Origin of the sequence: Streptomyces silaceus (assembly GCF_001419745.1) — a bacterium.
In the GTDB taxonomy this organism is placed as follows: Bacteria; Actinomycetota; Actinomycetes; order Streptomycetales; family Streptomycetaceae; genus Streptomyces; species Streptomyces silaceus.
This window is the reverse complement of the sequence record NZ_LIRJ01000456.1, coordinates 1-10,044: the sequence shown is the minus strand read 5'-3', so window position 1 is coordinate 10,044 and position 10,044 is coordinate 1. Positions and strand designations below refer to the sequence as shown.

9 protein-coding genes are annotated in these 10,044 nt (G+C 73.3%); 7 read left to right on the top strand and 2 right to left on the bottom strand.

Features of this window, described 5'->3' with window-relative positions:
• Nucleotides 1–949: BACON domain-containing protein (locus tag AOK22_RS33820; RefSeq protein WP_425264100.1), on the top strand; the 949-nt coding region annotated here is incomplete at its 5' end.
• A 3-nt stretch (nt 950–952) separates the two neighbouring features.
• On the opposite strand, the gene AOK22_RS33815 is transcribed toward AOK22_RS33820, so the two are convergent.
• On the bottom strand, nt 953–1,849 hold the full coding sequence (locus AOK22_RS33815) for a DUF3109 family protein (protein ID WP_055702538.1): 897 nt from the start codon (nt 1,847–1,849) through the stop codon (nt 953–955).
• Nucleotides 1,850–1,920: 71 nt separating this feature from the next.
• Here AOK22_RS33815 and AOK22_RS33810 point away from each other — a divergent pair, with 71 nt between their 5' ends.
• The 5 genes from AOK22_RS33810 to AOK22_RS33790 all read left to right on the top strand — a co-directional run bounded on the left by AOK22_RS33810 (nt 1,921) and on the right by AOK22_RS33790 (nt 6,831).
• On the top strand, nt 1,921–2,853 hold the full coding sequence (locus AOK22_RS33810) for a Ppx/GppA family phosphatase (RefSeq protein WP_055702537.1): 933 nt from the start codon (nt 1,921–1,923) through the stop codon (nt 2,851–2,853).
• 104 nt (nt 2,854–2,957) lie between these two features.
• A complete protein-coding gene (locus AOK22_RS33805; protein WP_079037002.1) occupies nt 2,958–3,782 on the top strand; it encodes a sugar phosphate isomerase/epimerase family protein in 825 nt (274 codons plus the stop codon).
• Entirely contained in the window at nt 3,779–4,411 is a 633-nt protein-coding gene (locus AOK22_RS33800) for a TetR/AcrR family transcriptional regulator (protein WP_055702535.1), read from the top strand. Before AOK22_RS33805 ends, AOK22_RS33800 begins: the two co-directional genes overlap by 4 nt.
• 156 nt (nt 4,412–4,567) lie before the next feature.
• Entirely contained in the window at nt 4,568–6,421 is a 1,854-nt protein-coding gene (ilvD, locus tag AOK22_RS33795; RefSeq protein WP_055702534.1) for a dihydroxy-acid dehydratase, read from the top strand.
• Nucleotides 6,422–6,585: 164 nt separating this feature from the next.
• Nucleotides 6,586–6,831, top strand: a complete 246-nt coding sequence (locus AOK22_RS33790) for an SH3 domain-containing protein (protein WP_079143982.1) — start codon at nt 6,586–6,588, stop codon at nt 6,829–6,831.
• Between the two features lie 95 nt (nt 6,832–6,926).
• Here the strand turns inward: AOK22_RS33790 and AOK22_RS33785 are convergent, their stop codons facing one another.
• The gene (locus AOK22_RS33785) at nt 6,927–9,191 is read right to left on the bottom strand and encodes a protein kinase domain-containing protein (RefSeq protein WP_055702533.1); all 2,265 of its coding nucleotides are present in this window, start codon (nt 9,189–9,191) and stop codon (nt 6,927–6,929) included.
• Nucleotides 9,192–9,360: 169 nt separating this feature from the next.
• On the opposite strand from AOK22_RS33785, the gene AOK22_RS33780 reads away from it, so the two are divergent.
• Entirely contained in the window at nt 9,361–9,963 is a 603-nt protein-coding gene (locus AOK22_RS33780) for a hypothetical protein (RefSeq protein WP_055702532.1), read from the top strand.
• Nucleotides 9,964–10,044: the final 81 nt, after the last annotated feature.

The window sequence follows — 10,044 nt, the reverse complement described above, 5'->3', positions numbered from 1 at the left end:
CCACGCCCCCCGCGCGCGGGGCCGCAATCCCCGCTACGACCGGCGGGGTTTCCCGATGGACCCCAAGGACCGCGCCGCCCGCCGCGACCGGCTGCGCGCGCGTGCCGTCACGACCACCGTCGTCGCCACCGTCGTGGCCGCCCCCGTGCTCGCCCTCTGGGCCGCCTACCGGGGAGCGCCCCTCACCGGCGAGGGCCGCGACGGGAGTTCGGTCACCGCGAGCGAGGGCGACGGCCCCGACGGACTCGGCAGCGACCGCGCCCGCGACAGCTACGAGAACGCGGGCAACGCCCGCACGGGCCCCGACTCCCGCTTCGACGGGAGCAGCCGCTCCCGCGACGTGTCCGTGGAGGTCATCAGCGGCGGCGGGCCCCCGTCCCACTCACGGACGGGTCCGGGCCGGCTCACCGTCGAGGCCCGGCCGAGCGGCGACACCACCCTCATCACGCTGACCGCGTCCGGCGGTTCGGCGGTCCGGTGGTCGGCGAGCGAGAGCGCGCCCTGGCTCTATCTGAGCCGCTCGTCGGGCACGCTCGCGCCGGGCGAGTCGGTCACGATCCAGGTGTACGTCGACCACACCCGCGAGCCGGCGGGCCACTGGCGCGCACGGGTCTCCATCGCGCCGTCGGGCGCGGTCATCTCGATCGACGGATTCGGCAGGGGACGCCCGCCCGGCACGCCCGGACCGAGCGATCCGGGGCCCAGCGACCCGGGCCCCTCCGACCCCGGCCCATCCGACCCGGGACCCTCCGATCCAGGACCCTCGGACCCCGGGCCCACCGACCCCGGCCCGTCCGACCCGGGACCCTCCGACCCGGGCCCCTCGGACCCCGGGCCCACCGACCCCACGCCGACGCCCACGGATCCGACGCCCACCCCGTCGGATCCGGGGCCCTCGGACTCGTCACCGCCGCCCGGCGACGGCAGCGGGGGACCGGGCCCGGGGTGAGCCTCAGGGGGCCGGGTCCGCCGGATGCGGGGCCACCAGCGGGAGCTGCGAGGCCAGGCGCTCCTCGCACAGCTCCACCAGGCGGTCGTACCCCTTCTTGCCCATCAGCTCGATCAGCTCCGGGCGGTAGGACACGTACACCGGGTCGCCCGCGCCGTGCGCCGACGTCGCCGACGTGCACCACCAGTGCAGGTCGTGGCCGCCGGGGCCCCAGCCCCGGCGGTCGTACTCGCCGATCGACACCTGGAGGACGCGCGTGTCGTCCGGCCGGTCGATCCACTCGTACGTCCGGCGCACCGGCAGCTGCCAGCAGACGTCCGGCTTCGTCTCCAGCGGCTCGCGGCCCTCCTTGATCGCCAGGATGTGCAGCGAGCAGCCCGCGCCGCCCGCGAAGCCGGGGCGGTTCTGGAAGATGCACGAGCCGTTGTACGGACGGGTCTGGCGGTCGCCGTCCTCGTCCGTCGCGACCCAGCCCGTCTCCCGGCCCACGTCGTGGTGCTGCCAGATGTCCGGCGTGAGCCGCTCCACGTACCCGGCGACCCGCTTCTCGTCGTCCTCGTCCGAGAAATGGGCCCCCAGCGTGCAGCAGCCGTCGTCGGCGCGGCCCGCCTGGATGCCCTGGCAGCCGCTCCCGAAGATGCAGTTCCAGCGAGAGGTCAGCCATGTCAGATCGCAGCGGAAGACCTGCTCGTCGTCCGCGGGATCAGGGAACTCCACCCAGGCGCGGGCGAAGTCCAGGCCCGTCTCGTCCGGCGTCCGCCCCTCCGGGCGCTTCGTCTTTTCCGGCTGCTTCGCCCGGCCGGCCTTCTCCGGCTCCTTGGGCTTCTTCTGCTTGGGCGGCTTCGTCGACGACTTCTCCGACTTCGATTTGTCGGTCTTCGCCTTTTTCGTCTTTGGCACGACTCCAGGGTATGCGTGCGGTGGACCGCCCGAGGCCAGACGAGGGCCCCACCCGGCGTAGCGTTCCGTATATGAGACTCGGTGTCCTCGACGTGGGCTCGAACACGGTGCATCTGCTCGTGGTCGACGCCCATCCCGGCGCGCGCCCGCTGCCCGCGCACTCGCACAAGACCGACCTGCGCCTTGCCCAACTCCTCGACCCGGCCGGGGCGATCGGCCCCGAGGGCGTCGAGCGGCTGGTCTCCACCGTCCGCGAGGCGATGGAGGCGGCCGAGGACAAGGGCGTCGAGGAAGTGCTGCCGTTCGCGACCTCCGCCGTGCGCGAGGCGACCAACGCCGACGAGGTGCTCGCCCGCGTCAAGGAGGAGACCGGCGTCGACCTCCAGGTCCTGTCCGGCGAGGAGGAGGCGAGACTCACCTTCCTCGCCGTGCGGCGCTGGTTCGGCTGGTCCGCGGGCAAGCTCCTCGTCCTCGACATCGGCGGCGGCTCGCTGGAGATCGCGTACGGCATCGACGAGGAACCGGACGCGGCGGTCAGCCTGCCGCTCGGCGCGGGACGCCTGACGGCCGGCTGGCTGCGGGCGGATCCGGCGGACCCCGCCGACGTGAAGGCCCTGCGGCGCCACGTGCGCGCCCAGATCGCCCGCACCGTGGGGGAGTTCAGCCGCTTCGGCGCCCCCGACCACGTCGTGGCGACGTCGAAGACGTTCAAGCAGCTCGCCCGGCTCGCGGGCGCCGCGCGCTCGGCCGAGGGGCTCTACGTCCAGCGCGAGCTGAAGCGCAAGTCCCTGGAGGACTGGGTGCCGCAGCTCGCCGCGATGACCGCGCAGGAGCGCGCGGAGCTGCCGGGCGTCTCCGAGGGGCGGGCCGGACAGCTGCTCGCGGGGGCGCTCGTCGCGGAGGGCGCGATGGACCTCTTCGGCGTCGAGACGCTGGAGATCTGTCCGTGGGCGCTGCGCGAGGGCGTCATCCTGCGCAGGCTCGACCATCTGCCGGAGGCGTAGCGGAGGCGCGGGACGCGTGCCGCGAGCGGGGCGCGACGGCTCCTGAGCAGGGTGTTGGGAGGTCACCTCCCCGGCGCCCGGACGGGGCCCGTACGCTGTCCCTCGTGGCAGAACCAGTGGTGCGCGTCCCGGATGCGAAGGTCGCCCTGTCGACGGCCTCCGTCTATCCGGAGTCGACGGCGACGGCCTTCGAGATCGCCGCGCGCCTGGGCTACGACGGCGTCGAGGTCATGGTGTGGACCGACCCCGTCAGCCAGGACATCGAGGCCCTGCGCCGGCTGAGCGACTACCACCAGATCCCGATCCTGGCCGTCCACGCGCCGTGCCTGCTGATCACGCAGCGGGTCTGGTCCACGGACCCCTGGGTCAAGCTCCAGCGCGCGAAGGCCGCCGCCGAGAAGCTCGACGCGTCGACCGTCGTCGTCCACCCGCCCTTCCGGTGGCAGCGGCAGTACGCGCGCGACTTCGTCGACGGAATCTGGCGGATGGCCGACGAGACGGACGTGCGGTTCGCCGTCGAGAACATGTATCCCTGGCGCTACCGCGACCGCGAGATGCTCGCGTACGCCCCCGACTGGGACGTCACCAAGGACGACTACCGCCACTTCACCGTCGACCTCTCGCACACCGCGACCGCCCGCACGGACGCGATGGACATGGTCGACCGCATGGGCGACCGCCTCGGCCACGTCCACCTCGCCGACGGCAAGGGGTCCGGCAAGGACGAGCACCTCGTCCCCGGCCGCGGCACACAGCCCTGCGCCGAGCTCCTGGAGCGGCTCGCCACCACCGGCTTCGACGGGCACGTCGTCATCGAGGTCAACACGCGCCGCGCGATGTCCAGCGCCGAACGCGAGGCCGACCTCGCCGAGGCCCTCGCCTTCACGCGGCTGCACCTCGCCTCCGCGGTGCGGGTGCCCCGCTCATGACCTCGGGCGCGCCGTCCGGGGATCCGGCCCCGCGCCGCCGGGGACGCCCTTCCCGTACGCAGGCGGAGAACGGTCCCGCGACGCGCGACCGCATCCTCGACGCGGCCCGCGAGGAGTTCTCCGAACGGGGATACGAGAAGACGTCCGTGCGCGGCATCGCCAAGGCCGCCGGGGTCGACTCGGCGCTCGTGCACCACTACTTCGGCACCAAGGAGCAGGTCTTCGAGGCGGCCGTCACGATCGCCTTCGCCCCCGCCCTCGAAGCGCCCGCCGCGATCGAGGAGGGCCCGCTGGAGGGGGTCGGCGAGCGCCTGACCCGCTTCATCCTCGGCGTCTGGGAGAGCCCCGCGACGCGCGTCCCGCTGCTCGCCATCGTGCGCTCCGCGGTCAACAACGAAACGGCCGCCGCGGTCTTCCGCCGGCTCGTCGCGGCCCAGCTCCTGAGCCGGATCGCGCGCCGCCTCGAGGTGCCGGACGCCCAGCTGCGGGCCGAGCTGGCCGCGGCCCAGCTGGTGGGGATCGCCATGCTGCGGTACGTGATCAAGGTCGAGCCGCTGGCGTCGGCGGACCTGGAGCAGATCGTGGCGCGGGTGGCGCCGGTGGTGCAGGGGCATCTGACCGGGCCCTGACGTGCCCCGTCGTCCGGGGCCGGTGGCCGCTCACCGAGACGGCCGTCCCGACATCCGGACGGCCTGTCCAGATCCTGGAGCGGCGGCGTACGCTCGGCAGCAAGTCTTACCCTGCCTCGAAGGTCCCTCCAGGGACCCCTGAAGGAGCGAGCGACGATGCCCGAGCTGAGGTCCCGTACCGTCACCCACGGCCGCAACATGGCGGGCGCCCGCGCCCTTATGCGCGCCTCCGGTGTACCCGGGGCCGACATCGGGCGGAAGCCGATCATCGCCGTCGCCAACTCCTTCACGGAGTTCGTGCCCGGCCACACCCACCTCCAGCCGGTCGGCCGCATCGTCTCCGACGCGATCAGCGCAGCGGGCGGCATCCCCCGCGAGTTCAACACGATCGCGGTGGACGACGGCATCGCGATGGGCCACGGCGGCATGCTGTACTCCCTGCCCTCGCGCGACCTGATCGCCGACTCGGTCGAGTACATGGTCGAGGCCCACTGCGCCGACGCCCTGATCTGCATCTCCAACTGCGACAAGATCACCCCCGGCATGCTGATGGCCGCCCTGCGCCTCAACATCCCCACCGTCTTCGTCTCCGGCGGCCCGATGGAGGCCGGCAAGGCCACCCTCGTCGACGGCACGGTCCGCAAGCTCGACCTGGTCAACGCGATCAGTGACGCGGTCAACGAGAACATCTCGGACGAGGACATCCTCCGCATCGAGGAGAACGCCTGCCCGACCTGCGGCTCCTGTTCCGGCATGTTCACCGCCAACTCGATGAACTGCCTGACCGAGGCCATCGGCCTCTCGCTGCCCGGCAACGGCTCGGTCCTCGCCACGCACACCGCCCGCAAGGAGCTGTACGAGCGCGCGGGGCGGACCGTCGTCGACATCACCAAGCGGTACTACGACGGTGACGACGACTCCGTCCTGCCGCGCAGCATCGCCACGCACGCCGCCTTCGAGAACGCCATGGCCCTCGACATCGCCATGGGCGGCTCCACCAACACGATCCTGCACCTGCTCGCCGCCGCCCGCGAGGCCGAGGTCGGCTACGACCTGAGCGACATCGACGCCGTCTCGCGCCGCGTCCCCTGCCTCGCCAAGGTCGCCCCGAACGCCGCGCCCACCACGACGTACTACATGGAGGACGTGCACCGCGCCGGCGGCATCCCCGCGCTGCTCGGCGAGCTCTACCGCGGCGGCCTGCTCAACGAGGACGTGCACACCGTCCACTCCCCCTCCGTCAAGGAGTGGCTGGACGCCTGGGACATCCGCTCCGGCTCCGCCTCCGAGGAGGCGGTCGAGCTGTGGCACGCGGCGCCCGGCTGCAAGCGCTCCGCCGAGGCCTTCTCGCAGTCCGAGCGCTGGGACACCCTCGACACGGACGCCGCGAACGGCTGCATCCGCGACGTCGCCCACGCCTACTCCGAGGACGGCGGCCTCGGCGTCCTCAAGGGCAACCTCGCCGTGGACGGCTGCGTGGTGAAGACCGCGGGCGTCGACGAGTCGATCTGGACGTTCGAGGGCCCCGCCGTCGTCTGCGAGTCGCAGGAGGAGGCCGTCGAGAAGATCCTCAACAAGCAGGTCAAGGAGGGCGACGTCGTCGTCATCCGCTACGAGGGCCCCAAGGGCGGCCCCGGCATGCAGGAGATGCTCTACCCGACCTCCTTCCTCAAGGGGCGCGGCCTCGGCAAGACGTGCGCCCTGGTCACCGACGGCCGCTTCTCCGGCGGTACGTCGGGTCTGTCGATCGGCCACGCCTCGCCGGAGGCGGCGTCCGGCGGCACGATCGCGCTCGTCGAGGACGGCGACCGGATCCGCATCGACATCCCGAACCGCTCGATCGAACTCCTCGTGTCCGACGAGGAGCTGACCGCCCGTCGCGAGGCCCTCGGCGGCGTGTACGCGCCGAAGGCCCGCGAGCGGAAGGTCTCCGCCGCCCTGCGGGCGTACGCGGCGATGGCGACCAGCGCCGACAAGGGCGCCGTCCGGGACGTGTCGAAGCTGGGCTGAACCCCCGGGGGGTTCACGGGAACCTTTGTGCGGCGCGGGTGCGTCCTTGGTGTGAGCAGCATGCCAAGGGCGGCCCGCGTCGCCCGTTACGGGGGGAGAGCACGGTGAGCGAGAACGTCATCGAGGTGCAGGACGCGGCCGGGACGACGGAGGCCGTCGAGACCATGGCGGCCGGGTCCTACCCGGTGGTCGCGGACGTCAACGTCCGCTCGGGCCCCGGCACGTCGTACGGCAAGGTCGGCCGCCTCCGCGCCGGCAGCCGCGTCACCATCCAGTGCCAGAAGGCGGGGGAGACGGTCACGGGCCCGACGGGCACGTCGAAGCTGTGGGACCGCATCGGCAGCGGCCGCTACGTCTCGGACACGTACATCCGCACGGGCAGCGACGGGTACGTGGCGCCGCGCTGCTGAGGCGGTCCGTCGGAGAGGTGCGGGAAGCCGCCGGGACCGGCTCGTCAGCGGGCTGCGGCGGCTTTGCCGTCACGGCGCCCCCGGCGTCTCCGCCGTCACCCTGCCTTCGGCGGCTTCGTCGAGTCGAAGGCGAACACCGTGTTCCTGGCGGCGGCCACGACCACCACGCTTCCGGCGACGGTCACGCGCGCGCTGGCGTTCGTCTCGCCCGCCAGGCCCTCGGCCCGCGGGTTCGTCGTCCACCGCGGCTCGCCCCTGCGCGCCGAGAGCGCGACGACCCGGCCGCTGGCCGAGCTGAAGTAGAGGGCGCCGTCGCCGTCCCCGCCCACCGGCCCGGAGACACCCTCCACGCCGGTCTGCCGGGACCACTTCTTGTGGCCGTTCGCCGGGTCGAAGGCCGTGACCAGCCCGGTCTGCCCGCTCACGAAGACCGTGCCGCCCACCATCCCCGGCGTCCCCGCGTACGTCTTCGGCAGCCGCGCGTACGTGACCTCGTGCGAGTCCCGGTCCACCCGCAGCACCCCGTCGTAGCCGACCGACTCCAGCCGCTGCTCGTCGCGGTGCAGGAAGACGAGGTCGTCGCCGGAGGTGCCGACCGGCTGCGCGGGGCCCTTGAGGGCGATGGCCTTGCCGAGCCGCCCGGAGGCCTGGTCGACGACGTGCAGGGTGGGATGGCGCACCTCGTTCGCCGAGATCTCGGCCTTCGGCGCGCACATCGCGAAGAGCAGGGTCCCCGAGGGGATCGGGGCGCACTGCGTGCCCGTGGGGAACGGCTGCTTCCAGGCGACCTCACCGCTGTGCGCGCGCCGGGCCTCGAAACGGGTGTTCGACGCGTCGACCGTCACGACCGTCGAGCCGACGACCACGGCGTCCTGCGTATGCCCGGTCACGGCCGTCGACTGGGCGCCCGACGGCACCGACCACAGTTCGTCGCCCTTGTCCGCGTCGATGGCGACCACCTCGGTGGCCGCGTCGCCCGGCGCGTCCTCGGCCGCGAAGCGGTAGCCGAGCACCGTGTCGTCGGTGGCGCCCACCAGATGCATGCCCTGCACCGGAACGCCGGGGCTCTTCTCCGTCCAGACCCGGGAGCCGTCGGAGAGTCGGAGCCGGGTCGCCACGACCCCGCCGCCCCCGCAGAACAGCGCGTCGCCCCGCGTCAGACAGCGCAGCTCGTCCGGGATGTCCTCGCGGCCGCCCGGCACGGTCTTGCGCCACGGCTCGAAGCCGCCCGGCAGCCGCGCACCGGCCGCCGCGATGTCGTGGCCCTTGTCGCCGCCGTCCGAGTCGCCGGCCCGCAGCGTCGCGACCCCGCCGCCGATCGCGGCCACGGCCACGGCGGCCGCGAGCACCGGGCGCCAACGCCGGCGCAGCCGGAGGCCGATGAGGGTCCCGGTCTCCGGCTCGGCCGCGCTCTCGCTCCCGGACGCGTTCTCGCGCTCGGCGAGGTCCGGGGCGGCGCCCGGCGCCGGGGTGTCGTCCGTCGACAGGTGGTGCTGCGTGTCCGTCTCGCGCGTGCTGCGCGAGGCCGCCGCGGGCCCCGCCGCGCCGCCCAGGTCGGAGGGCAGATCCCGCAGCCGTACGAGGAGTTCGTCCGCCGAGGGCCGCTCGTCCGGGGCCTTCGCCAGACACGGTTCGACGACCCGGCGCAGCTTGTCCGGCACGGCGTCCAGCGCCGGCGCCTCGTGCACCACCTGATAGGCCGTCATGTACGGGCTGTCCGCGTCGAAGGGGCCCTGTCCCGTCGCCGCGTACACCAGCAGCGTGCCCAGCGAGAAGACGTCGGAGCGCGGCCCCACCCCGCGCGGAGCCTGCAACTGCTCGGGCGACATGAACGGCGGCGTGCCGATCACCCGCCCCGTCATCGTCAGCGTCTGCTGGTCCGCCGCCCGTGAGATGCCGAAGTCGATGACGCGGGGGCCCTCGGGGGAGAGGACCACGTTCGACGGCTTGAGGTCGCGGTGCACGACGCCCGCGCGGTGGATGTCGCGCAGCGCCTCCGTGAGCCCGATGGCCAGCGTGCGCAGCTCGGCGCCGTCGATGGGGCCCTTCTTGGCGATGCGCTGGGCGAGGGTGGGGCCCTCGATGTACGCCGTGGCCATCCAGGGGTGCTCGGCCTCGGGGTCGGCGTCGATCACGGCCGCCGTGAAGGCGCCGCTGACGCGCCGGGCCGCGGCCACCTCCTGCCGGAACCGGATCCGGAACTCGTCGTCGTCCGCGAACTGCTGGTGGATCAGCTTGAGCGCGACCGGGCGCCCCGATGCCGTACGCGCCAGGAAGACCGTGCCCATGCCGCCCGAGCCGAGGCGGGCCTCCAGCGGGTAGCCGCCGATCTCCTCCGGGTCTCCACCACGGAGCGACACTCGCACCGACCTCCCCCGTGTTCCCCGGTTGCGCATCAGTCCCGGTGACGCCTTACGCAGCCCAAACTAGCTGCCCGGCGGGGCGGCCTGGCAAGGCGGGGGACGAATAGGGCGTGCCGTGGCCCTCGGGGGCACCGGCCCGTCCGCCCCGGCAGGCGATAATCAAACGGTGAGCGAAGAATCCGGCACCCAAGGCCCCACCGGTACGTCCGGCACTTCTGGCCCCACCGGTCTCAGCGGAGCCGCTGGCACCACCGGCCCCCTCGGCACCACCGACGCCTCCGGTGCCCCGGGTCCCACCGGCACCACGCCCGGCCCGCGGCCCGAGCCCCTCCGCTTCTTCGGGACGACCTGGCTCGCCCACGACGGCGGCTACGGCGCCCGCCGCGCCGGGGTCGCCGTCGGCTCCCTGCTCGCGGCCGCCGCCGGCTGCTTCGTGCTGCGCTTCGCCTACGAGGGCCTGACCATCGCGGACGTGGGGACGTTCGTGAACCTCCTCGTCGTCGTGATGTTCGCGATCTGCAGCGCCCTCGCCTTCCGCCGCACGTGGGAGGGGTTCACCCGCCGCCACGACCCGGCGTCCCAGGCCTCCATGCGCGGCCTGATGACGATCGGCTTCATCGGCAGCCTCCTCGCCTACTTCTTCCGCTCCCTGACCGAGGCCCCGGGCGAGAAGCTGCACCGCGAGGAGTACGAGACGGCACGCGAGCAGTACGAGAAGCGCACGGCACGCCGCACGGGCAACCCCTCCAAGAAGAAGCGCAAGCGCTGACAGCAAGCGCTGATGGCAAACGCTGACGGGCACGTACCCACGGCCGGGCACGGCGCTGACGGGATGCACCCATGGCCCAGC

Coding starts and splice junctions, on each gene's coding strand:
- AOK22_RS33800 (WP_055702535.1), top strand. CDS start 3,779: ATGACCTCGGGCGCGCCGTCCGGGGATCCGGCCCCGCGCCGCCGGGGA.
- AOK22_RS33790 (WP_079143982.1), top strand. CDS start 6,586: ATGGCGGCCGGGTCCTACCCGGTGGTCGCGGACGTCAACGTCCGCTCG.
- AOK22_RS33810 (WP_055702537.1), top strand. CDS start 1,921: ATGAGACTCGGTGTCCTCGACGTGGGCTCGAACACGGTGCATCTGCTC.
- ilvD (WP_055702534.1), top strand. CDS start 4,568: ATGCCCGAGCTGAGGTCCCGTACCGTCACCCACGGCCGCAACATGGCG.